Origin of the sequence: Streptomyces sp. NPDC086554 (assembly GCF_040686095.1) — a bacterium.
In the GTDB taxonomy this organism is placed as follows: Bacteria; Actinomycetota; Actinomycetes; order Streptomycetales; family Streptomycetaceae; genus Streptomyces.
Map to the genome: position 1 here is coordinate 316,024 of NZ_JBFBJK010000008.1, position 26,832 is coordinate 342,855.

Annotated in this window: 23 protein-coding genes and 1 pseudogene; 20 read left to right on the forward strand and 4 right to left on the reverse strand. The window is 69.9% G+C overall.

What is annotated here, in order from left to right; translation table 11 throughout:
- Positions 1-19 precede the first annotated feature (19 nt).
- Complete coding sequence (locus AB0O76_RS16125) at positions 20-4,171, forward strand: CHAT domain-containing protein (protein ID WP_365490595.1); 4,152 nt, start codon at positions 20-22, stop codon at positions 4,169-4,171.
- Positions 4,172-4,244: 73 nt separating this feature from the next.
- Here AB0O76_RS16125 and AB0O76_RS16130 read toward each other — a convergent pair whose 3' ends face one another.
- Positions 4,245-6,200 (reverse strand): caspase family protein, encoded by a 1,956-nt coding sequence (locus tag AB0O76_RS16130; protein ID WP_365490598.1) that lies wholly within the window; start codon positions 6,198-6,200, stop codon positions 4,245-4,247.
- 155 nt (positions 6,201-6,355) lie between these two features.
- Between AB0O76_RS16130 and AB0O76_RS16135 the strand changes: the two genes are divergently transcribed.
- From AB0O76_RS16135 to AB0O76_RS16155, 5 genes are all read left to right on the forward strand, one after another.
- Positions 6,356-6,841: a hypothetical protein gene (locus tag AB0O76_RS16135; protein ID WP_365490601.1), complete on the forward strand. Its 486-nt coding sequence runs from the start codon at positions 6,356-6,358 to the stop codon at positions 6,839-6,841.
- Between the two features lie 93 nt (positions 6,842-6,934).
- A complete protein-coding gene (locus AB0O76_RS16140; protein WP_365490603.1) occupies positions 6,935-8,701 on the forward strand; it encodes a hypothetical protein in 1,767 nt (588 codons plus the stop codon).
- The gene (locus AB0O76_RS16145) at positions 8,701-8,928 is read left to right on the forward strand and encodes a hypothetical protein (protein ID WP_365490606.1); all 228 of its coding nucleotides are present in this window, start codon (positions 8,701-8,703) and stop codon (positions 8,926-8,928) included. The genes AB0O76_RS16140 and AB0O76_RS16145 overlap by 1 nt, the downstream gene beginning before the upstream one ends.
- Positions 8,925-9,497 (forward strand): hypothetical protein, encoded by a 573-nt coding sequence (locus AB0O76_RS16150; RefSeq protein ID WP_365490609.1) that lies wholly within the window; start codon positions 8,925-8,927, stop codon positions 9,495-9,497. Before AB0O76_RS16145 ends, AB0O76_RS16150 begins: the two co-directional genes overlap by 4 nt.
- A 55-nt stretch (positions 9,498-9,552) precedes the next feature.
- The gene (locus AB0O76_RS16155; RefSeq protein ID WP_365490612.1) at positions 9,553-11,118 is read left to right on the forward strand and encodes an AAA family ATPase; all 1,566 of its coding nucleotides are present in this window, start codon (positions 9,553-9,555) and stop codon (positions 11,116-11,118) included.
- A gap of 52 nt (positions 11,119-11,170) precedes the next feature.
- Here AB0O76_RS16155 and AB0O76_RS16160 read toward each other — a convergent pair whose 3' ends face one another.
- Positions 11,171-12,523, reverse strand: coding sequence for a M14 family metallopeptidase (locus tag AB0O76_RS16160; RefSeq protein ID WP_365490615.1), 1,353 nt, complete (start codon positions 12,521-12,523; stop codon positions 11,171-11,173).
- A gap of 176 nt (positions 12,524-12,699) precedes the next feature.
- On the opposite strand from AB0O76_RS16160, the gene AB0O76_RS16165 reads away from it, so the two are divergent.
- Positions 12,700-14,016 (forward strand): Nramp family divalent metal transporter, encoded by a 1,317-nt coding sequence (locus tag AB0O76_RS16165; protein WP_365490618.1) that lies wholly within the window; start codon positions 12,700-12,702, stop codon positions 14,014-14,016.
- Between the two features lie 72 nt (positions 14,017-14,088).
- Here the strand turns inward: AB0O76_RS16165 and AB0O76_RS16170 are convergent, their stop codons facing one another.
- Positions 14,089-15,132, reverse strand: coding sequence for a chitinase (locus AB0O76_RS16170; RefSeq protein WP_365490621.1), 1,044 nt, complete (start codon positions 15,130-15,132; stop codon positions 14,089-14,091).
- Positions 15,133-15,370: 238 nt separating this feature from the next.
- Between AB0O76_RS16170 and AB0O76_RS16175 the strand changes: the two genes are divergently transcribed.
- The 13 genes and pseudogenes from AB0O76_RS16175 (at position 15,371) to AB0O76_RS16235 (ending at position 25,957) form a co-directional block, all read left to right on the forward strand.
- Positions 15,371-16,258, forward strand: a complete 888-nt coding sequence (locus AB0O76_RS16175; protein ID WP_266870388.1) for a hypothetical protein — start codon at positions 15,371-15,373, stop codon at positions 16,256-16,258.
- Positions 16,259-16,351: 93 nt separating this feature from the next.
- A complete protein-coding gene (gene cpaB / locus AB0O76_RS16180; protein WP_365490623.1) occupies positions 16,352-17,068 on the forward strand; it encodes a Flp pilus assembly protein CpaB in 717 nt (238 codons plus the stop codon).
- Positions 17,069-17,379: 311 nt separating this feature from the next.
- Complete coding sequence (locus AB0O76_RS16185) at positions 17,380-18,996, forward strand: AAA family ATPase (RefSeq protein WP_365490627.1); 1,617 nt, start codon at positions 17,380-17,382, stop codon at positions 18,994-18,996.
- A gap of 104 nt (positions 18,997-19,100) precedes the next feature.
- Positions 19,101-19,439, forward strand: coding sequence for a TadE/TadG family type IV pilus assembly protein (locus AB0O76_RS16190; protein WP_365490692.1), 339 nt, complete (start codon positions 19,101-19,103; stop codon positions 19,437-19,439).
- Between the two features lie 9 nt (positions 19,440-19,448).
- The gene (locus AB0O76_RS16195; RefSeq protein ID WP_365490630.1) at positions 19,449-20,795 is read left to right on the forward strand and encodes a CpaF family protein; all 1,347 of its coding nucleotides are present in this window, start codon (positions 19,449-19,451) and stop codon (positions 20,793-20,795) included.
- Positions 20,796-20,847: 52 nt separating this feature from the next.
- The gene (locus AB0O76_RS16200; RefSeq protein ID WP_365490633.1) at positions 20,848-21,798 is read left to right on the forward strand and encodes a type II secretion system F family protein; all 951 of its coding nucleotides are present in this window, start codon (positions 20,848-20,850) and stop codon (positions 21,796-21,798) included.
- 27 nt (positions 21,799-21,825) lie between these two features.
- Positions 21,826-22,701 (forward strand): DUF5936 domain-containing protein, encoded by an 876-nt coding sequence (locus tag AB0O76_RS16205; RefSeq protein WP_365490694.1) that lies wholly within the window; start codon positions 21,826-21,828, stop codon positions 22,699-22,701.
- A gap of 433 nt (positions 22,702-23,134) precedes the next feature.
- Positions 23,135-23,353, forward strand: coding sequence for a hypothetical protein (locus AB0O76_RS16210; RefSeq protein WP_365490697.1), 219 nt, complete (start codon positions 23,135-23,137; stop codon positions 23,351-23,353).
- Between the two features lie 11 nt (positions 23,354-23,364).
- Positions 23,365-23,958 (forward strand): pilus assembly protein TadG-related protein, encoded by a 594-nt coding sequence (locus AB0O76_RS16215; protein WP_365490700.1) that lies wholly within the window; start codon positions 23,365-23,367, stop codon positions 23,956-23,958.
- Between the two features lie 32 nt (positions 23,959-23,990).
- Positions 23,991-24,596 carry a hypothetical protein gene (locus AB0O76_RS16220; protein ID WP_365490703.1) on the forward strand — a complete coding sequence of 202 codons (606 nt, stop codon included), beginning with the start codon at positions 23,991-23,993 and terminating at the stop codon, positions 24,594-24,596.
- A 6-nt stretch (positions 24,597-24,602) separates the two neighbouring features.
- Positions 24,603-25,262 carry an OmpA family protein gene (locus AB0O76_RS16225; protein ID WP_365490636.1) on the forward strand — a complete coding sequence of 220 codons (660 nt, stop codon included), beginning with the start codon at positions 24,603-24,605 and terminating at the stop codon, positions 25,260-25,262.
- 11 nt (positions 25,263-25,273) lie between these two features.
- A pseudogene (locus AB0O76_RS16230) lies at positions 25,274-25,592 on the forward strand (type II toxin-antitoxin system RelE/ParE family toxin).
- Complete coding sequence (locus AB0O76_RS16235) at positions 25,589-25,957, forward strand: helix-turn-helix transcriptional regulator (protein WP_365490640.1); 369 nt, start codon at positions 25,589-25,591, stop codon at positions 25,955-25,957. The pseudogene AB0O76_RS16230 and the gene AB0O76_RS16235 overlap by 4 nt, the downstream one beginning before the upstream one ends.
- A 234-nt stretch (positions 25,958-26,191) precedes the next feature.
- Here the strand turns inward: AB0O76_RS16235 and AB0O76_RS16240 are convergent, their stop codons facing one another.
- Positions 26,192-26,539: a Uma2 family endonuclease gene (locus AB0O76_RS16240; RefSeq protein WP_365490642.1), complete on the reverse strand. Its 348-nt coding sequence runs from the start codon at positions 26,537-26,539 to the stop codon at positions 26,192-26,194.
- Positions 26,540-26,832 lie beyond the last annotated feature (293 nt).

Below are 26,832 nucleotides of genomic sequence, written 5' to 3' on the forward strand. Positions count from 1 at the left end.
TCGATACGTAAGGTTCCCCGTGCCCGAAGAGAACACCCTGGCGGAGCTCGAAGCGGAGCGCACCGAGCTCCTCGACCATCTCGCGGGGCTGGCGTCCGACGACCCCGGCGCACCCCAACTGTGTGCGTACGCAGGTGAGTTGAGCTACCGCATCCACCTGCTTTCCGGCGGCGCCTCCGGAACGGATGACCTGTACCTCGCGGCGGACGCCTTCGGGCTCGCCTTCGCCGCACCGGGCACGGACGGCGACTGGCCCGCCTGGCGGATCGTGTACGCGCACGTGCGGGCCTTCCAGTACGACATCGAGCCGTCGCGCGAACTCATCGACGACTGCTGGGAGTTGCTGCTCTCCGGCACCGGGTCGCTGTCCGCCGACGATCCGGCGTACGACGAAGTCCGCGTCCTGGGGACCCACCTGCTGGCCCTCTGCGCGACCGAGCGGTACACGCGGGCCCCGCAGGACGCGCCCCGCGAGGAGCGGGCCGAGCTGCTGCACGAGGCCCTGCGCCGCTGCTCGGACGCCGACGGCGTCCTGGAGGCGGGCAGTGAACAGGCCGTCAACCTGTGGGAGACGCTGAGCCGCCTGCGGCTCGAACGCTGCCTGCTGGGCGGTGGCGCCGATGACGCGGTGGCCGCAGCCGTCCACTGCCGGGCGGTGCTCGAAGCCGCGCCGCCCTCCATCGACCTGCCGCTCGTCCGGCACAGGCTGGGCGTCGTCCTGCTCATCCACGGTCGTCTTACCGTCGACCGGGACGAACTGGAGGAGGCCCGCGACGCGTTCGGCACGGCGGTCCGCGACGCACGGCAGCGCACCGGCGAGGAACCGCCGTGGGTCCGGGAGGCGGAGTGCAACGCCGTCTTCGCCCGCATCCTGATCTGGACCTCCTGGCAGGACCACGCGCACGCGGCGGCGGGCGAGGTCGAACTGAAGACGCTCCTCGCAAGGCCCGGGGTGAAGGAGCAGCTGCTGCCGCAGTTCCTCGACGGCTTCGGGCGGCTGCTCTACGAGCGGGCCGCGGCCCGCGGCGACGCGGCGGGCTGCGACCGGGGCATCGCCCTGCTGCGGCGAGCGGTCACCGAGTGGCGGCCGGAACGGGACGGCAAGGTCACGGCGACGGCGATCCTCCTGGGGTTCTTCCAGCAGGCCCGCCACGGGGACGACCCCGATCCGCGGCGCGTGGCGGACGCCGCGGAGGCGGCCGGGATCGTCCTCGCGGACGAACAGGCGCACCCCGAAGTGCGGAAGATGGCACGCCTCCTCGCCGCCTGGGCCCGGCACGAGGGCGGACAGCAGGCGGACGGCGAAGGGACGCCCGCGCGGGACGACGACTTCACGGCGCTGTACGGCGAGTTCATCGACGACGTGGAGGAAGGCCGTACGTTCCTCGACTTCAGCGGGGGCGACGGGGAGGACTTCCCCGGTCTCTTCGCGGGCTTCGGGCCCGAACGCATCGCGGCCGCCTTCGACGAGGCGTACGCGCGGTGGAGCGCGGAGGAACCCGGCCCCGACCGGGCGAGGGCCGCAGCGATGCTGCTGGCCCATCTGCGGGTCCTCGACCCGCACGGCGACCACGTCACCGCCGAGCAGAAGGACGAGCTGGTGGCGGCCGCCCTCGACCACGCCAAGGACGACCCGGAGTGGCAGCGCATCGCGCACATGGCGGCCGGTACGGCCCGCATGGTCGACGAGATGGCGGGCTCGGGCGGCGGCATGGACGCGGTCCTCGACCACTTCGCGCAGGCCGAGGCGGCGGGGGCGCGGGCGGGCGGCGGAGCCGGCGGGCACGGGCTCGACCTCGCGAGGATCATGGCCACCAGCCACCGGGGGCAGACCGGTGGCGGCGCGGACGACGTGGAGGCGGCCCGCGCGGGCTGGCGGGAGCTGCGGGACAACCCCCGGCTCTCCCCGCACATGCGTCGCGTCATGGACGCACAGCAGGCGTCCTTCGACGCCCAGAACGCGATCCGGGACGGTGATCTCGCCACCGCCGACCGGCACCGGGCCCATGTCATCGAGGCGCATGCCGCGCTCGACCCCGATGACCCGTCCCGCGCCGAGCTGTGGACGCTCGTCGAGCTCGACCGGATGCTCCGCGACGACCTCGCCGACCGGCTCGGTGAGCCGCCCGCCCCGCCGCTCGTCGGCAGCCCCACCGCGGCGCGGCTGCGCAGGGACGCGGCCCGGCTGCCCCGCGACCACCGGGCCTGGGTGCTCGGCGACAGCGGAGTCGCCCGCTTCGCGCGGGCCGGCAGGACCTTGAACGCCGCCGACCTGGCCGAAGCCCTCGACCTTGTCCAGGAGGCCCACGACCTGGTCGACGACGGCAGCGACAGCAAGCTGCGGTACGCCAACTGCCTCGGCACCGGCCACTGCGCGCTCGCCGGAATCCAGCGCGACCCGCGCGCCCGCGACCGCCATCTCGCCCGTGGCATCACCATGTTCGAGTACACCTTCGGCGCCATCGGTGGCCCCGAACACCGTCTCTACTCCTCCACCGCGCTCGGCCTCGCCCGTGCCTACCGCACCCGCGCATCGGCGCGCCACGACGACCGCGCGAACGCCCGCCGCATCGGGCTCGACGCGCTGCGCGGCCACGCCTGGGCGGCGCTGCTCCAGTCCGGCACCGACCACGCGACGCAGGCGGCGGCGAAGGCGACGGGGTCGGCGCTCGAAGTCGCCGCGTGGTGCCTGCGCGACAACGCCCCCGAGGAAGCGGTGCGGGCACTTGACGCCTGCCGGGGTCTGGTCCTGCACGCCGCGACCACCACGAGCAGCGTGCCCGAACGCCTCGCCGCGGCAGGCCGCGACGATCTGGCCGCCGAGTGGCGGGACGCGGGCGGCACCGCGGACGAGGCCCCGGATCCGCTCTCCGCCGCCCAGGCCCCGCTGGCCGTCCCCAGCGCCCTGCGCCGCCGCGTCCTGTCCGCCCTCACCGGCGAGGAGGCACCCCCGGGCGAAGGCACCCCGCAGGACCGGCTCCTCGACCCGCCGACGCCCGCCGAGATCGCCACCGCGCTGCGCACCCTGGGCAAGGACGCGCTGGTCTACCTGGTGCCCGCGTCGGACGACGGAGGCGGCGCCGCCGTCGTCGTCACCAACGGCGGTGACGCGCACTCCGTGCCGCTGCCGCAGCTGCGGGAGGACGCCGCGCCGCTCAGGACGTACGCGCCCGCGAGTGGCGGGGCGCGGGACATGGGGCCGGTGCAGGGGTACGTCGCTGCTGGGCGGCCCTCCCTGCGCGAGCGGCTCGACCGGCTGTGCGGCTGGGCCTGGTACGCGGCGATGCGACCGCTGTTCGACGCGTTCGCCCTGCCGTCAGGTCGCGTGCCGCGTCTGGTGCTCGTCCCGATGGGCGCGCTCGGCCTGGTGCCCTGGCACGCCGCGTGGGACCAGCGGGACGGCGGGAGCCGCAGGTACGCGGTGCAGGACGCGGAGATCTCGTACGCGGCGTCCGCCCGACTGCTCTGCGACGTGGCGGCGCGCACCGCGGTCACCCATACCGGACAGGCACTGGTGGTGGGCAACCCGACCGGGGACCTGCGGTACGCGGGCGAGGAGGCGGACGCCGTGCAGCGGGCCTTCTACCCGGAAGGGCAGTTCCTCGGCACCCGGAGCGGCGGCAGAGCCGACGGCGCGGGCACCCCGCACGAGGTGCTGACCTGGCTGCGCTCGGGCGCCGAAGACAGCGGCGCCGTGCTGCACCTGGCCTGCCACGCGGCGGTGGCACGGAACGAGCGCGGCACCGCTTATCTCTCGCTGCACGGCGGGGAGTTGGCGGCGGAGGAGCTGACGGAGGCGCTGAGCGGCGGTGGCCGCGGGCGGCTCGGCCTCGTCCTGCTCGCGGCCTGCCGCAGCCATGTCTCGGGGCGCGGTCACAACGAGGCGTACACGCTGTCCACGGCGTTCCTGGTGGCGGGGGCGCGGTCGGTGATCGGTTCGCTGTGGCCGGTGCCGGACGACGCGACGTCGGTCCTGATGTTCCTGACGCACCACTTTCTGCGCGCCGAGGGCGAGCCGCCGGCCAAGGCGCTGCGCCGGGCCCAGCTGTGGATCCTGGACCCGGGCCGTGAACTGCCCCCGGAGTTGCCTTCGTTGCTGCGGGAGCGGGCGGCGGCGTTGGATCCCGATGACTTGAGTGGCTGGGCGGGATTTACGCATCTCGGCCAGTGAATCGGTGAGCGCCGGCCGTGAGTACCGCAGATCACCGGCTCCGCCGAGTTCGTCCTCAAACTCCCCCAAGCTCTTAAAGAGCAGGGAGGGACCCCCTCGACGGGCTGGAGCATGGCACCACCGTCCGCAAGGGAACCGTCCGCGTCGCCCACAGCCCCACCCCCGCCCCGTCGACCCGCCCCAAGTCCCGGCTCCCGGTGGCCGACCCGGCGGCGGGAGCGAACCGCAAGACCCCGTCCCCCGCGGCCACCACGTCCGTACGGGCAGCCGCGGCCGCACCGTCCGCGCGCCACGCGGGCAGATGGAACGGCACCGTATTCAGCTCCCCCTCGGCCACCACCAGCTTCAGCCAGTCCCGGACATCGGCCCCGCCCACGACGGCCCGCCCCGCCGGCAGCGAAAGCTGCACCGGCTGGTCGTCGAGGGCGTACCCCGTGTGCCCCGGGGCGATGAAGTGCCCCGGGTAGAGCCCCGCCCCGCTCTCGTAGCTGTCGGTCAGGTCGAGCAGTGCGCACCACAGCGGCCGGTCGGGAGAGCGGTTGTGCAGCCGGATGGAGACCCAGGGGCGCTCCGGGCCGCCGGGCCCCGGCGTATAGGGGCAGACGATCTCCCCGCTGCCGTCCGGAAGCAGCTCCGTGCCGGCGTCATCCCGGGTGTCCCACGGCCGGATCGACACCCGCACGAGCCCGTCCAGGGGAGAGGGCCGCGACGTCAGGTCGCGGAGCTGGTGCCAGCGGGTCAGATGGACGAGGCAGTCCGCGACACGCGCCGGGTCCGCGAGCGGCAGCGGCGCGACGAACGGCGACCCGTCGCGCCGCAGCACATGGGCGAACGCGCCCCGGACCTCGACCCGGAAGTGCAGATCCCCCGCATCGCGCGACGTGCCGACCACCCGGAGCAGCGGCGAGGCCGAGGCGAGCAGGTCGCCCAACTGCCGGGCCGCCGAAGGGGAGTCGGGGCCCGAAACGGCCACCGTCGCCGGTGGCAGCGCGAGCGCCGAAAGCGCCACCGGGTACGCCCGCGCGGCGGACGGCACCCACTCCACCGGGTCGACCAGCGTGCGATGGCTGTGCACGGCCCGCGCCCGCACGACGGAACCGGCACCCCCCTCCGCCAGAGCCTCCGGAAGAACCGTGAACTCCGTCCCCGAAGCCCCCGCCCCGTCCCGCAGCCCGTGCCCGCTCCCGCAGTCCACCTCCCAGCCGTCCGCGCCGCACCGCAGCAGATACGGGCTCGGCGTGCGCGAGACCGTCCCGCCGAGGAACGGCAGGTCCGCCACGCCGCCGGGCTCCGCCGGGTAGAGCACCGGCTGCTGCCCGCCGCCGGAGCGCTGCAGCCGGGCGTCGGCCGTGGCGAGCAGCTCGCGGTAGGTCGCGTCCGGGCCCGCGTCCCGCACGACGCCGAGCAGCGCGTGCGTGAAGGCCCCGTGTCTGCGCCCCGCGAAGTCCCCTTCGTACGACAGCTGGTTGAGCCTGCTGGCGGCGAGGAGCACATGCCGGGCGGGCCCTTCCGGGATCGGTACGTCCCGTGCCCCCGCCCCCGTGAAGTCCCACTCCGCACCCGGCGGCGCGTACCGCGCGGTCAGTTCCGATTCCCGTGTCGCGCCCCCGGAGTAGCAGCAGTCCAGGACCGCCGCGGTGTGCGCGCCCCGCACGGCAACCGCGTCGAGCAGGGCGCCCAGGGTCTTGTCCGGCAGCGGTCCGTCCACGCAGACGAGGGCCTGGTTGCGGCCCGTGGACTCGACGAGCAGATCGGCGCCCCTCGCCCGCGACTGCGTGCCGTGCCCGGAGAACCAGAACAGGGCCGTGTCGCCGGGGCCCGCGGCCCCCAGGTGCCGCTCGACGGCGTCCGTGACGGCGGCGGTCGTGGCCTCGGAGTCCAACAGGACCCGCACGTCCGCCGTCTCGCCCGCGCGGTCCGCGAGGAGCCGCCGGGCCTCCGTGATGTCGTTGACGCATCCGGCGAGCGGCGTCGCCGTCCGCGCCGGATAGTCGTTGATGCCCACAAGGAGCGCATAGATCGTCCCCATGGCGGAGAGTCTGACAGTGCCACCGGCCACCGGTGTTCGCCGGACTGGTCGGGAACGGGGCGTCTTCCGGCCGCAGTTGGGTCATCGTGGTGCCAATGTTCATGTCAGGTCGCACTATTGACGTGGCATCACTATCCTTCACGGACCACGAACCCATGACTCTCGGGGGACACATGGGGCACATAGAGCGACCACGACGGATCGTGGGGACCGGCGGGCCGATCCAGGTCCCCGGCCTTGCGTCGCCCCGCCAGGCACCGGCCCCGGCGGGTCCACGGCGGCGCGAGCTCTACCGGGCGCGGTCCGAGCCGCTGCGCGAGGCCGTGACCCGGCTCGACGCGGGGCTCGACGAGCAGGCCCGGCGGCAGCTCGCGGAGTGGATCGGCGAGGAGTACCGGACGTCGTACGGCGGCATCCCGCTCGGGCTCGTCGCCCGCTGCTACCTCGGCCCGCCGTACATCGACCACGTACTCGATCTGTTCGGCGTCATCCTGCGGCACTACTCCCCGCGCGAGGCGATGCCGGAGCCCTTCGGGCAGGCCCGGATGCTGGCCCGGTCCGGCGGCTACGCATACATCGAGGTGTACGACGGCGGGCTGATCCTGCCGGTGCTCCCCGACAGAACCGTGGTGCGTCCCTGATCCCCGCCCCCCCTGATCCCCGCCCCCCTGATCTCTCAGTACGACCCTCCCCAACAGCGGAACAGCCACAGAGCAGTGTGATCGGAGACCCGTATGTCCGAGGTGGACTACACGCTGCGCCGTCAGGTGCAGGCAGTCAGCAACCTCGTGGTCCGGCTCGGCGAGCAGGTGAGCTCGGTGTCCGGCCAGGTAGCGACCGTCGAGAACAATCAGCAGCAGACCCGCAGCGAACTCAAGCAGCTGCGCGACGAGTTCCTCGCGTTCGCCAAGAAGGCCGAGTTCACCGCGAACGTGCAGCGCGCCGAGACCCGGATCGGTGTCATCCAGGACCAGGTGGACCACGAGTTCGGCCACCACAAGACGGTGCGGCGCACCGCGGTCGGGATGCTCCAGGCCTTCGACGTGGGTCTGGTGTCCGAGGACAACGTCCGGATGGTCAGCGACCAGTTGATGATCCAGACGCCCCGCTACTGGCTCGCGCCCGCCCTGGTGGCGCTCGCCTCCTGGTCGGCCGACGACCGGACGCTGTGCGAGCGGGGCGTCGATGAGGCGTTCCGGCGCTCCCCGGACCGCACCTCGCTCTTCTTCGCCCTCGTGCTGCGCCGCCAGGGCCGCAAGGAGTCCGCGGTGCGCTGGCTGCGGCACTACCTCCTTGCCCAGGATCCGGCGGCGCTCGGCCGGGAGTTCGCCGTCATCCTGGAGTCCATCGCACAGGGCGCCTTCGGCCTCGTCGGCAGGGAACTGCTCAACGACACTCTGGCCGGCTGGCGCGAGCACCTGGCGGACGACGCGGACGCCCAGGCGCGGCAGGTCACCCGGTGGCGCGACGAGCTCGACGCGCAGCGGCAACCGTCGTCCAAGGCCGAGTTCCCGCGCCTTGCCGCGGTCTCTCCGCAGTGGCCCTACCTCGACTCGGCGCTCAGCTCGTCCCGCGCGCAGCAGGTCGTGCTCGACAAGTACCGGGCCATCATGAACCGTGAGTTCGAGCCGTCGGAGCGCGTCGAGGACGCCGTCGACGACATCCTCGACCGGCTCGTCTCCGAGTACGACAACGAAGAGCTGCCGCTCCGCCGCGACCTGGCCTTCAACCACGCGGTGGTCGGCCATGACGGCGACGTCGTCGCGGCCCGCAAGGCGTCGGACGCGGACTCCGCCTCGTACGAGGAGACGCTGGACTATCTGACCGTGCAGACCACGGCGGCGCTGAACCCGTCGGCGATCGGCACGTCGGCCGCCACCCAGCGGCTCGCCGTCGCCGCCTGCAACGAGTGGTTCTTCCGGGCGCACACCGCCTTCACCCGCGACTACCGCAAGTCGGTGCCTCAGGACGTGACGGCGCAGTTCGGCACGGCCCACACGGTCGGTGCGCAGACCTTCCAACTGCCGCCGTGGGTCGGTTCGTTCACCCGGAAGCTGGAGGAGAACGAGGCGTCGCTCAGGGCTCACTGGGACCAGCACATGGCGCCGTTCATCGCCTCGCTCGCGTATCCCATGGCCCGCAAGGTGGCGCCGCTGGTCGCCGTGCTCGCGGGGATCCTGCTGCTCGTCGGGGCGATCAACATCGGCTTCGCGCTCGTCGCCGCCGCGGTCACCGGCGCCGTCTGGGGGCTCTTCCTCTACAACGGCGCGCAGGCCGCCAAGCGGATCCAGGACAGTGCACGGCTGTTCCTGGAGCAGGCCAAGACGGACTCGCTCCATCAACTGCGCGGTGCTGCCGCCGAATTGACCGACTGGTACGAGAAGTACCGGGCCGCCGACCTGGTGGAGGCGGACTGCCGTGAGCTGATCGGATCGCTGGCCACCGCGACCCAGGGCGGCTCGCCCTTCGAGGGCCGCACCGTCGTCAAGGAGAGGTCCTGATGAGCATCCCCCCGCAGCCGCAGCAGTCGCCCCAGGCCAAGCAGTCCCCGTGGGCGGCCACAAGCCGCCCGCAGGGCGAGCGCGTCACCAACCGGCTCCGCCGGATCGCCGAAGGCCTGCCGGACTGGGAGCCGCTGCCGCCCGGTGAGACCGTGGTGCGGCGCCCCGGCAGCACGGGCAGCTCAGGCATTTCCGGCAGCAACGGCAGCAACGGCAGCTCCGCGTGAGCGGACTCTGGGGCGACGGCGGCACGTACGGCGCCTGGGTGGAATTCCTGCGCCGCTGGGAGGAGTTCGAGCCCGTCGACCCCGCCGCGCTGCCCGCGATCGCCGAGGAGCAGTTCGACGGGGCGACGGTCCAGCGGCTCACCCTGCACGTCGGCCGCGCCCTGGACCGGCGGCTCAGGTCCTGGGCCGACAAGCTGGGCCGGGCGATGTCGTCGGCGCGCGACGAGTTCTCCTACGGCCGTGAACTGGCCCAGGCGAGGGCCGGACTGCAGGCCGTGCGCGCCATGGCAGGACACCCCGGACTGCCCCAGAAGCTGCGCGAGGGCATGACGGAGCTTGTCGACCGGCAGATCCCCCAGATCCAGGACCAGCTGGAACGGCTCCTGGACGACGCGGAACGGCGGGGCGACGACCCGCGTGCGGTCGAGCGGCTGCGCCGCACCCTGCGCGACAACGCGCTCACCGGAGTCCTCGGCCAAGGGCCGCCACCGGCGCCGTCCGCCGCCGCGCCGGACCCCTGGGCCTACGACCCGGCCGCCGCACCACGGCGTCGGGTCATCCCCGACTGATCCGCAGGCACACACGCACGCACGCCCGCCCACTCCCGCGAAGGCCCGAATCCGTATGTCGAACTACGCCGAGAGCCTGCACCACCTCGACAGCTACATCTCCGCCCGCGTGCCGGTGATCGGCATGCGCACCATCGAGCAGCAGCGCGCCCTGCGGCTGCTGCGCGAGGCGGCCACCCAGCCGCGCCGCAGCAGCATGCCGTTCTGGATCTACACCAGGGCCACAGGGCTGCGCGATCTGCGGACCAACGTCTCGGTGCAGGACGACCGTTCGCTCACCGGCGCCATGGACTTCGCCGCCGCCCAGTTCACCAGCAGGGCCAATGCCACGGTGATCCTCGTCGACCCCGACGGCCTCGAGGCGGACACGCCGGTCACCCGGCACGTCGCCGAGCTGGCCCGGCTCGCCGACAGCAACATGGGCAGCATCATCCTCATCACGGACACCCCGATCTGGAGCGGTCTGCAGCGGCTCGGCATGAGCCTCCAGCTGGACCTGCCGGACGCCGACGAGATGTACGGCATCCTCAGCGGCTTCCTCGGCGACCACCACGGGCACATCCCCATCGAGTGGGGCGAGGAGGACGCGCGCCGGGCCGCCGAGTTCCTGCGCGGCGTCACCGAGGCCGAGTGCGTCAACCTGATGGCGACCATCGCGGCGAAGGGCTCCATCAAGGAGGAGGACGTCCTCGGGCTCGCCCAGGCCAAGGACCGCATCTTCAGCGATCTCACCGGCCTGGAGCGGGTGGCGCTGCGGGAGAGCGACTACTCCATCGGCGGCCTGAGCAGTCTGCGCGAATGGCTGCGCCGCAAACACGAGTTGATGCACGCCGACCTGCGCGGCAGCGAACTGCGGCCGCCGCGCGGTGTGCTCCTGGTCGGCGTACCGGGCTGCGGCAAGTCGCTCTCGGCCAAGGCCATCGCCCACGAGTGGAAGCTGCCGCTCTACCGCCTGGACATGGGCAGCATCCACGGCAAGTACCTGGGCGAGTCGGAGGGCCGCTTCCGTGAGGCCCTCGCGATGGCCGACCGTGTCGCGCCCTGCATCCTGTGGATCGACGAGATCGAGAAGGGCCTCGCGGGACGGGACGACGGCACCGGCGTGCCGCAGCGGATCATCGGCCAGTTCCTCTTCTGGCTCCAGGAGTCCCAGTCCCGTGCCTTCGTCGTCGCCACCGCCAACGACGTCCGAAGCCTGCCGCCCGAACTCCTTCGCAAGGGCCGCTTCGACGAGCTGTTCTTCGTCGACCTGCCCGACGCGGAGGAGCGCAAGGAGATCATCACGCTCTACCACCACCGCTATCTGAAGACCGCTCCCGAGCAGCAGCAGCTTGACCGGCTCGTCGACCTCTCCGAGGGCTTCGCGGGCTCCGACCTCGAATCCGCGCTGCACGACGTGGGCGCCGAGGCGCTCCTGAACGGCGGGGCCGCCAACCTCAAGCCCTCGCTGCTCCTGGACACCTTCGCCAACACGGTGCCGATGAGCAGGGTCAATCCGGAGCAGATCGAGGAGATCAGGGCCTGGGGCCGGGAACGCGCCGTCCCGGCGGGCCGGACGACGGTCAGCGCGGCACAGGGCGGCGCGAAGCCGGCCCGCCGGATCGTGTTCATGGACGACTGAGGGCATGCAGGGAAGGGGGCGGGGGAGTTGCCCCCCAGCCCCCCGGTCTAGCTCAACTCGCGCAGTACTCCTGCTCCTTGCCGATCGACCGATACATGCAGTCCGCGTTCTCCAGGAGTTGAAGCACTGCGTCCCGGTTGCGGTCCGTCTCCCGGTCGATCACCTCGTCGGGCGGGTAGAAGCCGCCGCCACCGGACGATGACGGGTACATCTCGAAGGTGTAGCTGAAGATCTTCTGGTCGCCCCAGAGCCAGTCGTCGATGGTGCCGTCGGTGATGTAGAGATCACTGGACTGCTCGGGGGTGTAGCCGTTGCTCGCGGCCATCTTCTCGCCGACCGCCGCGTGCGCGTCGCGGTCGTCCTGGGTGAGGCCCTCCGCGGTGTCGTCGTAGGTGTAGCCGTAGGGCCACAGGACGAGTTCGCTGTACGTGTGGAAGTCGATCGCCGCGGTGATCTGCTGCTTGCCGCCGACGATCCGGCCGCGTACGAAGTCGGCGAGGACCTTCACCTCGGGGGCGGACTCGCCGGCCGTACCGCGGTAGGTCTCCGAGCCCGTCGAGCCCGAAGAGCCGCCGCAGCAGCCCCACTTGTAGTCCCAGTTGCGGTTCAGGTCGGTGCCGACGTTCGACGAACCGGAGTTGGGCTGCCGGTTCTTGCGCCAGCTGCGGTAGGAGCCGGACGCGATGTCGTACTCGCCGCCGTCCGGGTTCACGTCGGGCACGATCCAGATCTCCCGGTCGTCGACCATCTTCTTGATCCGCGCGTCCGTGCCGTAGTCGTCGCCGAGCTCCCGCACCAGATACAGCGCCATCTCCACCGTGAGGTGCTCGCGCGCGTGCTGGTGGTGGGTGAAGAGGACCTCGGGCTCGGCCTCGTCCGTCGCGGCGTTGTCGCTGATCTTCACCGCGATGATGTCGCGGCCCTCGTGGGACTTGCCGATGACCTTCTTGGTCATGATGTCCGGGTGGGCGGCGACGCGCTGGTCGATCTCCGCGTTCATCTCGGCGTAGTTGTGGTACTTGGAGTCGGCCGGCGGGAAGTCCTTCGGCTTGGCCTCCTTGCCGTTCGTACGCTTCGGGGGCGCGGCGAGCGCCTTCAACTCGTAGCCCTGCGAGCGCAGTTCGCGCGCCTGCGCGGCGGTGGCCGACACCGTCACGACATGGCTGTCGAAGTCGTCGATGCTCACGCCGGTGCGGGCGATCTTGGTGCGCGTGACGGGCGTCGAGTGCGTGCTGATCTCGTACTGCTGGGTCTTCTTCTCCTCCTCTGCCGCCGCCGTCCGCTGGGGGGCCGGATCGGCCGGTGCGGCGTTGGCGGTGAGGGGTGCCGCCACGGCCAGGGCGAGGACGGCCGCCAGGGCGGCTGACCTTCTTCCGCGTAGGTGCCTGCGTATGCGAAGTCGCATGAAGTCTCCTGAAGGGTGGGGGGTGGCTCACTGCGACGGTGCGAGGTGCGAGGTGCGAGGTGCGACGTGCGATGTGCCGCCCCATGGTGATGCAGTGGCATGTCCCGGTCAATGCAGTCCCCGGCCATTCCCTCCGACCCCTTGTGCACCAGGCGTCTTTACGCGAACTTGATCTCATGGCGGATACCACAGGTGGCGTAGCAACCAACCAGCCCCGCAAGTCCAGTTGGAAGTACATCGGGCCCGGCATCGTCGTCGCCGCGACCGGCGTCGGCGCCGGCGACCTCGTCGCGACCCTCATCGCGGGCAGCAACTTCGGCTACACCCTGCTGTGGGCCGCCGTCATCGGCTGCGTCGTCAAGATCTCGCTCGCCGAGGCCGCAGGCCGCTGGCACCTCTCCACCGGCCGCACCCTCTTCGACGGCTGGGCCAGCCTCGGCCGCTGGACGACGTGGTTCTTCGTCGTCTACGTCGTGATCTGGGGGTACGTCTACGGCGCCGCCGCCATGTCGTCGTCCGGACTGCCGCTCCAGGCGCTGTTCCCCGACGTCATGGACCTCAAGTGGTGGGCGATCCTGACCGGCCTTGTCGGCCTGGTCTTCGTCTGGTTCAACAAGTACGCCGTCTTCGAGAAGGTCATGACGGTCCTCGTCGGCGTCATGTTCCTCGTCACCGTCTATCTCGCCATCCGCGTCACCCCGCACCTGGGCGACGCCTTCGCGGGACTGCTGCCCGTCCTGCCCGACGAGAAGGACTCCGTCCTCAACACGCTCGGCCTGATCGGCGGCGTCGGCGGCACCATCACCCTTGCCGCGTACGGCTATTGGGTCAACGCCAAGGGCTGGACCGACACCGGCTGGATGAAGGTGATGCGGCTCGACAACCGCGTCGCGTACATCACCACCGGCATCTTCGTCGTCGCCATGCTCTTCGTCGGCGCCGAGATCCTGCACTCCGCGAACGTCGCGATCGCCAGTGGCGACAAGGGCCTGGTCCAGCTCTCCGACATCCTGGAGAAGGAGTACGGGGACGCCACCGCCAAGATGTTCCTGATCGGCTTCTTCGCCACGTCGTTCACCTCGCTGATCGGCGTGTGGCACGGCGTGAGCCTGATGTTCGCCGACTTCGTCGAGCGCTACCGCAAGCAGCGGGCGGGCGCGGACTCCAAGGCCCTGACCGGCGAGGAGGTGGCATCCGGCGCCCGCGAGAAGTCGGTGCCGTTCCGCGCGTACCTGCTCTGGCTGACCTTCCCGCCGATGATCCTGCTCTTCCAGGGCCAGCCGTTCCGCCTCATCATCATCTACGGCGTCCTGGGCGCGGCCTTCGTGCCGTTCCTCGCGCTCACCCTGATCTGGCTGCTCAACTCCGCGCGTACGCCCAGCGAATGGCGCAACGGGTGGCTCAGCAACGGCATGCTGGCGATCGCGGGGCTGCTGTTCCTGGTCCTGTGCAGCAAGCAGATCACGGACCAGGACTGGGGGAGTTTCTTCTAGCGCCTCGCCCCGCATGCCACAGCGCCGCCGGGGGAGCGGCGGCGCTGCGGTCCTCAGTGGTGCTGGTGCGGGCTACGGCAGCCCGTGGACGTGCGGTCCGACCGCCTTCGACCAGGCGTTGCCGTCCGCCGCGTCCCAGTTCGTGGACCAGGTCATCGCACCCCGGATGTCCGGGTACGTCTTGGACGGCTTGAAGGAGCCGCAACTGGTGCCCTTCGCCAGGCAGTCCAGGGCCTGGTTCACCACCGACGGCGCGACATAGCCGCTGCCCGCCGCCTTCGACGACGCCGGTACGCCGATGCCGACCTGTGACGGCGCGAGGCCGCCCTCCAGCTGGATGCAGGCGAGCGCGGTGAGGAAGTCCACCGAGCCCTGGCTGTAGACCTTGCCGTCGCAGCCCAGCATCGAACCGCTGTTGTAGTACTGCATGTTGACGACCGTGAGGATGTCCTTCACGGCGAGCGCCGTCTTGAAGTACTCGTTGGACGTCGACTGCATGTCGATCGTCTGCGGCGCCATCGTCAGGACAAGCCCCGAACCCGCCTTACCGGCAAGGGACTTGAGGGCCTGCGTCATGTACGTCGAGTTGAGCCCGTTCTCCAGGTCGATGTCGACGCCGTCGAAGCCGTACTCCTGCATCAGCTTGTACGTCGAGTCGGCGAAGGCGGTCGCGGACGCGCCGTCGTTGACGGACACCGCGCCCTTCTCGCCGCCGACCGAGATGATCACGGACTTCCCGGCCGCCTGCTTGGCCTTGATGTCGGCCTTGAACTGCTCGACGGTGTAGCCGCCGAGCCCGGCCGAGTCGAGGTTGAAGGTGATCTCGCCGGGTGTGCCGGTCGCGTCGGCGAAGGAGACCGCGATGATGTCGTAGTCGCTCGGTACGTCGCTCAGCTTCTGGACCGTGGCGCCGTTGTTGAAGTTCTGCCAGTAGCCGGTCACCGCGTGCTTCGGTACCGCGCGGGTGTCGGCGTCGGCGTTGTCGGCGCCGCCGGTGAGCAGGCCGGTGAGCGCGAGGGCCAGTGCCGTTGCCAAGCCGATGACGGTACCTGCCTTCCTGCGTGTCCTGCCGCGTGCGTGGTCCACTTCTGCCTCCGGTGGGGGGAGTTGGGGCATTCGGAGCGCTCTCACTTGGTCGTACAAGCTGGTCCAGACCAATGGGGTTGTCAAGACCTCTGGCGCCACCGGCACCCCGCAGGACCGGCCAACCTCAATGTGAACAGTGGGAAGTTGGGTGTTGAGGCGGCGATGACCTGGATAAGGTGCTGAGGCAGAAGTGCACGAAGACCGACCGAGACCGACCCGAAGTGCACGGAGTCCGGCCCGAAGTGTGCGAAGACCGGGGGGTGCAGGCATGCCGACCGCCATAGCCGTCACCGGCCCCGACCTGGTGCTGCCGTCGCCCGACCGGCACACCCCGTCGGCGGCCGTCCTGCAGAGCGCCGTCCAGTCACCACGGACGTACTCCCTGGACCAGTCGCTCACCGAGATGCACACGCTGATCGAGCACCACGGCTATGTGATCGTCCTCTGCCCCGCCTCCGCACCGCCCGCCGTGGTGCACCGGCTGCACGCGATCCGCTCCGTACTGGAGAGCGACCGCATCGCCATCCTCCGCCCCGACCTGCCACCCCTGGGCATGGCCGTCCTGGCCCTGCAACTGCGCCAGCTCTCCATCTGCGACTTCAGCCCCGGCGTCCTCGCCTCCGCGGCCCGCCTGCTCTCCCACTACATCTACGCGGGCGCGCTGCTCGGCTCGGTCGCCAAGCTGGACCGCGTCCCCGTCACGCTCCAGTCCCACGCCAAGTCCTGGGTCCCCGGCGCCCAGTTCGCGGTCCTGGCCACACCCCGGCCCGAGCTGGTGAAACTCACGGGCGAGGCAAGCCTTTCCGGTCCCGGATTCGGTACGAAGATGCTGTACGCCACCGGCCAACTGGCCCCCGACTGGGTCACCGGAACCCTCGCCCCTGCCTGGCGCACCCAGGGCGTCACCGAGGCCCGGCTGCCCGCGGAGTCCGCACGCTGGTGGGCGACACCGAAGCTGGTCGAGTTCGCGGCGGCGATCCCCGACATCTCGGTCCTCTACCAACTGGTGACATCCGTCCGCCGGGACGACTGCCACTGGTGCGGTCTCGAACTCATCGGCGACCGCTGCGGATTCTGCGCCGCACCGCTGCCGCCACCCCCCGAACGCTCCTCGCCGTCACCCGCCGTACGCGCCCTGCCGAGGGGCGCGACCTAGGGTGCGCTCCCTCTCACGTACGCCACCGAACGACCGCGCGCCACACCGCTCACTGTCCGTAGCCATCCGCTCCCGATCGAGGTAGACCGGTCCATGAACTCACGCCAGCGCCGCGGCGTCATCCTGCTGGTTCTCTCGGTCCTGGCCGCGTTCGGCGCGTTCGCGGGCGTCCTCTCGGTGATCCGTGACGTGAACTCGAAGGTGGGCCCGGAGGTCGCGGCGTACAAGCTCAAGGGCGACATCGCCCCCTACAAGGAACTGAGCGCCGACCAGTTCGAGAAGGTCGAGATGCCGGAGCGGTGGCTGTCCGACAACGCCGTCACCGACCTCCGCCAGATCCGCGGCAAGATCGCGGTGACGGAGCTGCGCAAGGGCTCGCTCCTCCAGAGCGACATGATCGTCAAGCGCCCCGAACTCTCCCCGGGCCAGCAGGAGATCGCGATCCTGATCGACGCGGAGACGGGCGTGGCCGGCAAGATCACTCCAGGCTCCACGGTCAACATCTACGCCACTTTCAAGGCCGAGACCGACAACGGCAAGGACCAGTCGAAGGTCATCGTCGAGTCGGCGAAGGTGATCGACGTCGGCAAGCTGACGGCGCTCGACCCTGACCGGGACGACGACCGGAGCAGCCGCCGCACGCAGACCGAGGCGGTGCCGATCACGTTCGCCCTCGACACGGCGAACGCGCAGCGCGTCGCGTACGCGGAGTCCTTCGCCACGCACGTCCGGCTGGCCCTGGTGGGCCAGGGCGGGGATGCGGCGATCCCGCGGGGCGACCGGACTTACACCCTCGACGAGGACAAGTAGGAGGCCCCGCGGATGAGGCGCACGACCAAACCGCCGCTCCGCGGCGGATCTTTCCCGCCCTCCCCCAAGCTCCAAAGAGCAGGGGGTACCCCCTCCCCGATTGCCCGGTATCTCCCTGTGGTGGCTGGCCGTCGCACCTCGCTGCTCCGCGGCGGATTTTCACCGCCCACCCACCCGATTGCCCGGCAGCGCGGGGTAATCGGGTGGGTGGCTGGGGAGAGCTTGTTCGTTGGGGTCGTGCTGCGGGGTAATCGGGCGGGTGGGCCGGAAAGGCCTGTTCGTCAGTGCCCCCTGCCGGGAGGCGATCGCGCGTGACGACCAGGATCCTCCCCGCCGTCGGGGACATCGACGCGGGCCGCGCCCTGTCCACTCTCATGGGACAGCTGCCGGACGCTGAGCCCGCGCTGCCGGTGGCGGATTCGACCGCTCTCCTCGACACCTTGGCGAGACTCGCCGCGGAGTCGCTCGACGAGCTCCCCGAGGTCGTCCTCATCCACGAGCGCATCGGCCCCGTCCCAGCCCTCGACCTCATCCGCGACCTCGTCCTCCGCTTCCCGGCGGTCGGCGTCGTCCTCATCACCGCCGACACCAGCCCCACCCTCCTCACCGCCGCCATGGACTCCGGCGCCCGGGGCATCATCGGCTTCCCCCTCGCATACGACGCCCTGGCCGAACGCGTGCACGCCGCGGCCGCCTGGTCGGCCGGCATGCGCCGCCACCTCGGCAGCACCGGGATGGAGCTCTACACCGGGGGACCGGTGGAGACCCCCGGCGGCGGACAGGTCGTCGCGGTCAGCGGCGCGAAGGGCGGCGTCGGCACCACCCTCGCCACGGTCCAACTCGCCCTCGCGGCAAAGGCATCCGGCCGCACCGTCGCCCTCCTCGACCTGGATCTCCAGTCCGGCGACGTCGCCTCCTACCTGGACGTACAGTTCCGCCGCTCCATCGCCGACCTGGCGGCGATCACCGACATCAACCCCCGCGTCCTCCAGGACGCCGTCTACACCCACGAGACCGGCATCGGCCTCCTCCTCGCCCCCGCCGACGGCGAACGCGGCGAGGAGATCACCGACCGGGTGGCCCGCCAGACGATCGCCGCCCTCCGCAGCCGCTACGACGTAGTCCTGGTCGACTGCGGCACGTACGTCACCACGGCGACGGCGGCAGCCATCGAACTGGCGGACCAGGCCCTCCTCCTGGTGACCCCGGACGTCGTCGCGGTCCGCGCCGCCAAGCGCATGGTCCGCCTCTGGGACCGCCTCCAGATCCGCAAGGCCGAGGAGACGCTCACCGTCGTCAACCGCCACGGCAAGGGCACGGAGATCCAGCCGTCGCTGGTCGAGCGGGTGACGGGCACACGCGTCGCCCGCACCACCGTCCCCGCGGCCTTCAAGGAACTGCAGGGCGCGGTCGACGCGGGCCGCATGCAGGACCTGGACAGCAAGTCCTCCGTCAAGCAGTCCCTCTGGGCCCTGGCGGGCGAACTCGGCCTGGTCGACACGGAGTCCGCGGCGGCCGCCGGGAAGCGGGGCGCGCTGACCCTGCGGAAAAGGGGCGGCGACCGGGGAGCGGTGACCCTCGAATTCGCCGGCATGTTCCCCCTGATCCTGACCGTCATGGGCATCCTGTGGCAGTGCGCCCTGTATGGCTACACGTTCTCCCTCGCGGGCAACGCCGCCGACGAGGCGGCCCGCGCCGCGACGGCCGCGTACGCCGCGGGCGAGGGAGCCGAGGCGGCCTGCACGTCCGCGGCCCGCGAGCATCTCCCCGAGGCGTGGCAGAGCGCGGCGGTGTCCTGCACGGACGAGGGCACGGTCTGGAAGGCCCACGTCGACGCGAAGGTCCCGCTGTTCTTCCCGGGGTTCGACACGGGCTGGGAGGTCAATGGGGAGGCGGGGGCGGCGAAGGAGGGGGATGAGGACGGATGAAGTCAGCCTGTCCGGCGCTTGAGGACGAACTCGGCGAAGCCGGTGATCGACGGTGCGGACTGACCCGCCGTGGAGAGCACCGCTTCGACGACCGCGGCGTATCCATGCTGGAGTTCGCCGGTTTCCTCCCCATCCTGCTCCTCATCGGTCTCGCGGCCATCCAGCTCGGCCTGGTCGGCTACGCCGCCAACCAGGCAGGCTCAGGAGCTCGCGCGGCAGCCCGCGTCGCCTCCCAGGGCGAAGGCGGCGAGGCCGCAGGCCAGGCCGCCATGGACGGCAGCCTCGACGCCACCGTCGCCATCGGCGGCGGCGCGGACACGACCACGGCCACCGTCACCGTCCAAGTCCCCACGCTCCTCCCCTTCGTGGACGCAGGCTGGAGCGTGACAAAGGAAGCCACCATGCCCAACGAAGACGCAGACGACGCAGCAGACGGGAGCTGAGCCAAGAGAATGAGCCTCCGCGACCGCGTGGCGACCCCGCAGACCGACGCAGGACCCACCCGTGACGACAGCCTCGTGGCCGTCTACCGCTCCAAGCTTCTCGAAGAGATCGACCTCGCCGAGATGTCGTCCCTCACGGCCGCGGACCGCCGCGTCCGCCTGGAACGCGTACTGGGCCACATCATCAGCCGCGAGGGCCCGGTCCAGTCGACCTCCGAGCGCGCCCAGCTGATCCGCCGCGTGGTCGACGAGGCGCTGGGCCTCGGCGTACTGGAACCACTCCTCGCGGACGCCTCGATCACAGAGATCATGGTCAACGGCCCGGACTCGATCTTCGTGGAACGAGCAGGAAGGGTCGAACAACTCCCCCTCCGATTCGCCTCGAACGACCAACTGATGCAGACCATCGAACGCATCGTCTCCACGGTCAACCGCCGCGTGGACGAGTCGAACCCGATGGTCGACGCCCGCCTGCCCACGGGCGAGCGCGTCAACGTGATCATCCCGCCCCTCGCCCTGACCGGCGCGACGCTCACCATCCGCCGCTTCCCCCGCGCGTACACCCTGCACGAGCTCATCGGCCTGGGCTCGCTCGACGAGCACATGCTGTTCCTGCTCTCCGCCTTCGTACGCGCCCGCTTCAACATCATCGTCAGCGGCGGCACAGGCTCCGGAAAGACGACGCTCCTCAACGCGCTCTCCGGCCTCCTCCCGGCCCACGAACGCATCATCACCATCGAGGACTCGGCAGAACTGCAACTCCAGCAGGACCACGTGATCCGCCTCGAATCCCGCCCGCCGAATGTCGAGGGCAAGGGCCAGATCACCATCCGCGACCTGGTCCGGAACTCGCTCCGCATGCGCCCCGACCGCATCATCGTCGGCGAGGTACGAGGCGGCGAGACGCTCGACATGCTCCAGGCGATGTCGACGGGCCACGACGGCTCACTCGCCACGGTCCACGCGAACACGGCGGAGGACGCCCTCATGCGCCTCCAGACGCTGGGCTCCATGTCCGAGGTCCAGATCCCCTTCGAAGCACTGAAGGACCAAATCAACTCGGCGGTGGACGTGGTAGTCCAACTGGCCCGGCACGCGGACGGCTCCCGCAAGATCGCCGAGATCGTCCTCCTCGTCTCGCACGGCCGCGAACAGTTCCGCATCGCTCCGGTGACCCGTTTCATCCCCCGCCAGGCCGCCGCTTCCGCGGACCGCCGCGTCCACGGCTATTTCGAGCACCTGCCGCTGCCACGTTCGGTGGCCGACCGGCTGTACGTGGCGGGGGAGCCGGTCCCACAGGGCTTCGGTGTGGCCCAGGCCATCGACGTACTGAACACACGAGAGGCGATCGGATGAGCGCGACCACACGTCCCCGTACGTGTGCCGGTACGAGAGAGGCCATCGCCTGATGGAGAACAGAGCCGCCCTGCTGGCCCTCGGCGCCACCATCCTGACCGGCACGCTCGCGGTCGCGGGCGTCCACGCGTACGCGACGGGCCGGGCCCAGCGCCAGGCCCTGGTGGACCGCCTGTCGATCGGCCCGGGCACGGGTGACGACGGACCCACGGGCCGGTCCCGCCCCTTCTCGGCGGTGGACCGCCGCCTGCGCCGCACGCGCCTTGGCCGCACCATCCACCTGCGCCTCTCGGCAACGGGACTCGACCTGACGGCGGGCGAGTTCTTCGTCTACGTCGTGGCAGTCGTCGCCGCGCTATGGCTGATAGCGGCGGCGTCACTGGCCCCGTTCTTCGGCCCGATCGCGGGAGTGGTGGCGGTCTGGAGCGCGGTGGTGTTCCTGAACTGGCAACGCCAGAAACGCATAGAGGCGTTCATCAATCAACTCCCGGACGTGGCCCGCATCCTGGCCAACGCAACGGCGGCGGGCCTGGCACTGCGTACGTCTTTGGCGATGGCGGCGGAAGAACTGGAAGCACCGGCGGGCGAAGAACTCTCCATGGTGGCCGACCAGCTGACGCTGGGCCGCTCAATCGACGACACCCTGGGCGAACTGGCGGAACGCCTCCCTTCCCGCGAACTGATAGTGCTCGTAACGACGTTGGTCCTGTCCAACAAGGCGGGCGGCTCGGTCGTGAACTCTCTCCGCAACCTCACGCAAACCCTGGAGGACAGGAAGGAGACGAGACGCGAGGTCCGCACGATGCTCTCGGAGGTCAACGCGACGGCGTTCACGGTCCCGCTCCTGGGAGTGGGCTCCCTGCTCCTGATCAATTCCTCGAACGAGGGCGCCCTGGAGCGAGTGACAGGCTCCCCGGTGGGCCAGATGCTGATCCTGATCGCGCTGGGCCTGTACGCGGTGGGCTTCTTCGTGATCCGCCGCCTCGGCAAGATCGAAGTGTAGGGAGGAGGCACGGTGTTCGGTCTGGCGATGGCGGCGGTGATGGGCCTGGCGGTGGCGGGCATCTGCCAGGGCATCCGCATGTACCGCGCGGAGGCGAAACTCCCATCGGACCTGGCGATCGCCCTGGAGGTAGGAGCCACCCGCGTCTCTGCGGCGGGCTCGGCGGTGGACCGCCTGGGTATCCGCTTCGCGCCCTTGGTCCTGCGCCTGATGGGCCCGAAGCGCGTGGACGCCAAGCGCCGCAAGATCGACATGGCGGGAAACCCGGGAGGCCTGACGATCGACCGCTATGCGGCGCGGCGGGCGGTCTACGGGCTGTTCGGCCTGGTGATGGGCTTGGTGTTTTTCACGAACGGCTCCTCTCTCTTCGGCGCACTGACCTTCGCGTTCGGCGTGACGGCGGCGGACGCCCTGATCTGGCAGGCGATACGGGAACGCCGCGAGGTAATCGACCGCACACTGCCCGACTTCCTGGACGTCCTGGCGGTGGTGGTCTCGGCGGGCCTCGGCTTCCGCCAGGCGCTTGACCGCGTGGCAGAGCGATACGAGGGCCCATGGGCGGACGAACTACGCATCACGCTGCGCCAGATGGACATGGGAGTAAGCCGCCGCCAGGCCTTCGACGAGTTGCGTCGGCGGAACGCCTCGGAACAGGTCTCACAATTCGTCTCGGCGCTCCAACAGGGCGAGGAGTTGGGTTCCCCCATCGCGGACACCCTGATCCAACTGGCAACGGACATGCGCCGCACCGACGCCCAGAACTCCCGCCGCAGGGCGGCGAAGACGATCCCCAAGGCAACGATGGTGACCCTCGTCTTCATGCTCCCGGCCACGATGATCCTGATCGCGGCGGGAATGTTCCTCGGCTCGGGTTCGGACTTCGGCTCGATCCTGGGGAAGTGAGGGATTCCTGTGAGGGTCCTATCAAGCCACTCGGCGAAACCTCTTCGCGGCTGCAACGAGATGTGGGACAGTCTCTCGGATGGAGGGAGGGACGCAGTGGCTATGGGGGGAAGCGCGAGAAGCGCCCCTTCGGGCCCCAGCGATGCAACAACCCTTTGCAAACAGCGAGTTCACAAGACGCACGGGAGGGGAAGTCGTGAAACGCATCGAGCCGCCGACTGACCGGTCGCGGACCTCTGCCGTATCCCTCCGGGGCGCGTGATGACCTCGCCACCGGGGAAGGGAACCCGCCAACTTGCGCGTCTGAAACGGCATTGGTTGCGGAGAGTGGCTGTTGGGTCACATGATCTCGCGTACGTTGCCTATGACGACAGCGGCGTCCGAATTGGTTGCGCCAGCGGTGCGTGTATCGGGTGGGAGAGAAGGGGCCGTCGTGCTGAAGGATCGCGTACTCAGAGTCTGGGTCGACTGGACCGTGACCGTGACTTCCCGGGTTCGGGGGAGGGAGCGGGATGCGGGGGCTGGGTTTGTGGAGTATGCGGGGTTGATGATTTTGATTGCCGGGATCTTTACGTTGATCGACGGCCTCGGGCTGGACGGGCTGATCTCCGGAGCGATCTTGGACGCGGTCAACGACGTTATCGGCGGCTGACGTTCAGTAGCCTGCGGAGTGACCGAGGGCAGACTCTCCCCATCTACATCTGGATGACGGGGATTCTGCTCTTTGTTGCGTTCGCTTTCTTTGCGTTCGCTCAAGCTGCATCCGCACGCAATGGCGCTCAATCGGCCGCTGACGCAGCGGCATTGGCCGCAGCACAAGATGCCAGAGGTGAACTCGTCGACGGACTGGCGGAGTCCATCGGCGAGGGAGACGACTGGCTCGACTGGCTCGACGGCAACAAGTTCACTGATGAAGGCGCCCGTGGCGCGGCGGACGCGCTGGCTGCCGACAACGACTCGACAGTCATGGACTTGGGGCCGGACGAGGTGAATGGCTACCCGGGCTTCTGGGTGCAGATCGAGACCAACTACACGGTCGGCGATTCGATCCTTCCGGGCACGGAGTCGAAGCACGCCAAAGCCGAGGCCACCGCGATCATCAAGCCGCGTTGCGATGTGACTCCGGGGGTCGACCCTGAGAAGGCAGTGGAATTCGACTGCGACGGCAGCGTCTCTTTCGAGATCGATCCGGACGACTTCGATCTGGATGACCTGCCGGACGCATCCGTTCTCTTCTCCGTTCACCTGGCCGACTGATGAGCGATCGACGAAAGAAGGAAGCTGTACCGATGAACATTCGGCGCACCATAAAGACCCGCAGGGCAATGACCGCTGTGGCGATCACTACTGGGCTGGTCCTCACGGTGGCCGGTTGCGGCGGCGGTGGAGGGGACGACGACAAACCCAAGTCTGAAAAGGGTTCGTCGTCCTCGGGCGGCAAGGATGACGCGGGAGGCGAGAAGGACAAGGAGTCCCAGCAGCCGGCTGCGGACACCGTGCTCGCAGAGGTCAAGGGTGAGCAAGGCTTGACCCTCAAGGTCACTTCCGCCAAGCGAGATGAGGGCGGCTTCCTCACCGTTGAGGGCACGGTGACCAATGGAGGTAGTAAGGCCTGGGTGGCGGCCAGTTGGCGTGGGGACGAGAACGAGCTGACCAAGAACGGCGGCTCGATTGCGGGAGCCAGCCTCGTGGACACCGAGGGGAAGAAGAAGTACCTCATTCTCCGTGACACAGAGGGCCGTTGCCTGTGTACACGATTTACGGGCGGGGTGCTCTCAGGCCAGACCGTCGACTGGTTCGCCCAGTTCCCGGCACCTCCGGTCGAGACATCCAAGGTCGACTTCCAGGTGGGCGCCATGCCCCCCGCCTCAATAGAACTCTCCGAGGGTGAGTGACGACCCATGGCCCACCCACGATCACGCACCCTGGCCACAGCCACGGCCACCCTCACGGCGTTCATCCTCCTCACCGGAACCGCCGCCTACGCGGACGACGAGGACCCCAGCGCACCCCCGGACAGCACAACCTCCACCCCACCCCAGGAGGTCGACTCCAACAGCCCCGGCCTGAAGCTGGCTGACGGGGCGACCCTTGCCCCCGCGAAGGTCCTGGACATCAAGTCCGTCGTCGAGGACCTCGGCGGGGAGGAACGCCGCGAGGACACCAACACGGACGTCAAGTTCGCCCTCCAAGCCGAGGTGCTGTTCCCCAAGGACAGCCCCAAGCTGAACCCGGAGGCGAACGCGCGCATCAAGGCGATCGCCGAGGAGGCGAAGGCCCAAAAGGCAACTAATGTCCGGGTGTTCGGCTTCACGGACGACCTCGGCTCGTACAGCCACGGCAAGAAGCTGTCGCGCGACCGCGCGGAAGCGGTGCACGACAAGCTGGCGAGTTACCTGGGCCCAGAGGTGACGTACGCGGTACGCGGCTACAGCGAGGACTACCCGATCGCGGACAACGGCTCCGAGGAGGGCCGCAAGAAGAACCGCCGAGTCGAGGTGTCCTTCCCGCGCGGTTCCGGCGCGGACACGGGGACGACCCCCTCCGGGAGCCAAGACTGACTGAGCCTTGACTGTTGTCGGACACCCATTGCGACAAGGCTGAGCGAGCGGCTGACATGCTCGCGGCGGACCCGACCACCCTTGGTGAGCCGTTCTCCCGCCACCTCGGCGGCAAGCTGCGCGAGCTGCGTTTCATCCTGGATGGCAACGCCGTGCGCATTACATACTGGCTGGCTCCGACCGCCGCATCGTGCTGCTGACGGTGTCCGAAAGACCAGGCAGCGCGAAGTCGCCGAGGTCGAGCGTGCCCAGCAGGCCCAGAAGCAGCGCCAGGCGGACCATCGACCTGCCGAGCACAGCTATGACCGGATCAAGGAGGAGGGGCCGTGAACCACTCCCAGTGGAAGACCCGCAGGGCCAGGAAGCTTGCGGGGGAGTCGGTCGAGGAGTCCCTGGCGTACGTTGAGGCCGGCTACGCGTTCGCACTCGGCCAGGCGGTCTACGACCGGCGCACAGAACTCGGCTTTTCGCAGACCGAATTGGCACGCCGCGCCGAGATGACGCAGCCGCAGATCTCGAACATCGAGGGCGGTGACTCCGTGCCGACCTTGCAACTGCTGACGCGCCTGGCCAAGGCGCTCGACGCGGCATTGACCATTGACCTGGACGGCGACACCTCGGCGTTTGTGTTCACGGCGCACAACGATCCCGGGCCCGACGGGGCGTCGACGGATGGGCGTTCCTCAGCGGCGTGATCGTCAGGACCTGGCGTTCTGGCACGTCGACTCGCTGTAGGCGAACCCTCAGTGGGCGGAAGCAGACGTGCGGTGCGCAGGCCAGGCGTCGCGCAGTTGCCACTCCTTGGCGGGGGACAGGGGGGCCGTGTCGACGCTCAGAGTGCGTTCGCCCGCTTCGATGGTGACGGTCTTGCCGTAGGGGCCGCTGGCGCGCTCCTGGTAGCCGCGTGGGGACGGATCGGTGAAGAGCGTTCAGGAGCGCGTGTACGGATCGAGGACCAGGCATGCGGGGATGCGGGCGACGGCGTAGGCGTCGGGCTTGATGACGTAGTCGTTTTCCACTGAGGACGGTGAGACGATCTCCACGGCCAGCTCGATGGCATCTGCGTCGTAGGGGGCTGGGTCCTCCTCGTCGCCATGCCAGACGATGAGGTTCGGGCTTCGCTTCTGGTCCCACTCGGGGTGGGTGAATTCGATCTCGCCAAGAGCTGCGTCACCGACCTGTTCGCGCAGCTGGATGTCGATCTCCCGCTGGGTGCGGAAGTGAACGGGAGCGACCGGCGACATCATCACGACGCCATCGACAACACTGACGTCCACGCCTTCCAAGGGCTTCTCGACGTCTTCCGCGAGCGCAATCAGACCTCGGTGACCCGGTGGTTGATTGGCGCCGGGGCCGCCCGGTTGTCCGGAGTTTGGCGGTTCCGGGGCGGGTGTAAAGGGCGCTCCCTTCGGTCGCGTCGGCTGCGCCGATTGCGCTTCGCTTCACCCTTGACACCCGTCCCTCCACCGCGAGAAGCGTGATGACCGGGCGGCCCTGGAAGCGGGGCTCACGGGGACCACCCGGCGGGTCATCCGGCTTCGCGGCCGGGTGCGGACTGGTTCGGAGCAGC

Excerpts from the sequence above, each read along its gene's own strand:
- AB0O76_RS16130 (WP_365490598.1), bottom strand. The coding sequence starts at position 6,200 with ATGGGGACGATCTATGCGCTCCTTGTGGGCATCAACGACTATCCGGCG.
- AB0O76_RS16135 (WP_365490601.1), top strand. The coding sequence starts at position 6,356 with ATGACTCTCGGGGGACACATGGGGCACATAGAGCGACCACGACGGATC.
- AB0O76_RS16140 (WP_365490603.1), top strand. The coding sequence starts at position 6,935 with ATGTCCGAGGTGGACTACACGCTGCGCCGTCAGGTGCAGGCAGTCAGC.
- AB0O76_RS16145 (WP_365490606.1), top strand. The coding sequence starts at position 8,701 with ATGAGCATCCCCCCGCAGCCGCAGCAGTCGCCCCAGGCCAAGCAGTCC.
- AB0O76_RS16155 (WP_365490612.1), top strand. The coding sequence starts at position 9,553 with ATGTCGAACTACGCCGAGAGCCTGCACCACCTCGACAGCTACATCTCC.
- AB0O76_RS16160 (WP_365490615.1), bottom strand. The coding sequence starts at position 12,523 with ATGCGACTTCGCATACGCAGGCACCTACGCGGAAGAAGGTCAGCCGCC.
- AB0O76_RS16165 (WP_365490618.1), top strand. The coding sequence starts at position 12,700 with ATGGCGGATACCACAGGTGGCGTAGCAACCAACCAGCCCCGCAAGTCC.
- AB0O76_RS16170 (WP_365490621.1), bottom strand. The coding sequence starts at position 15,132 with ATGCCCCAACTCCCCCCACCGGAGGCAGAAGTGGACCACGCACGCGGC.
- AB0O76_RS16175 (WP_266870388.1), top strand. The coding sequence starts at position 15,371 with ATGCCGACCGCCATAGCCGTCACCGGCCCCGACCTGGTGCTGCCGTCG.
- cpaB (WP_365490623.1), top strand. The coding sequence starts at position 16,352 with ATGAACTCACGCCAGCGCCGCGGCGTCATCCTGCTGGTTCTCTCGGTC.
- AB0O76_RS16190 (WP_365490692.1), top strand. The coding sequence starts at position 19,101 with ATGCTGGAGTTCGCCGGTTTCCTCCCCATCCTGCTCCTCATCGGTCTC.
- AB0O76_RS16195 (WP_365490630.1), top strand. The coding sequence starts at position 19,449 with ATGAGCCTCCGCGACCGCGTGGCGACCCCGCAGACCGACGCAGGACCC.
- AB0O76_RS16200 (WP_365490633.1), top strand. The coding sequence starts at position 20,848 with ATGGAGAACAGAGCCGCCCTGCTGGCCCTCGGCGCCACCATCCTGACC.
- AB0O76_RS16205 (WP_365490694.1), top strand. The coding sequence starts at position 21,826 with ATGGCGGCGGTGATGGGCCTGGCGGTGGCGGGCATCTGCCAGGGCATC.
- AB0O76_RS16220 (WP_365490703.1), top strand. The coding sequence starts at position 23,991 with ATGAACATTCGGCGCACCATAAAGACCCGCAGGGCAATGACCGCTGTG.
- AB0O76_RS16225 (WP_365490636.1), top strand. The coding sequence starts at position 24,603 with ATGGCCCACCCACGATCACGCACCCTGGCCACAGCCACGGCCACCCTC.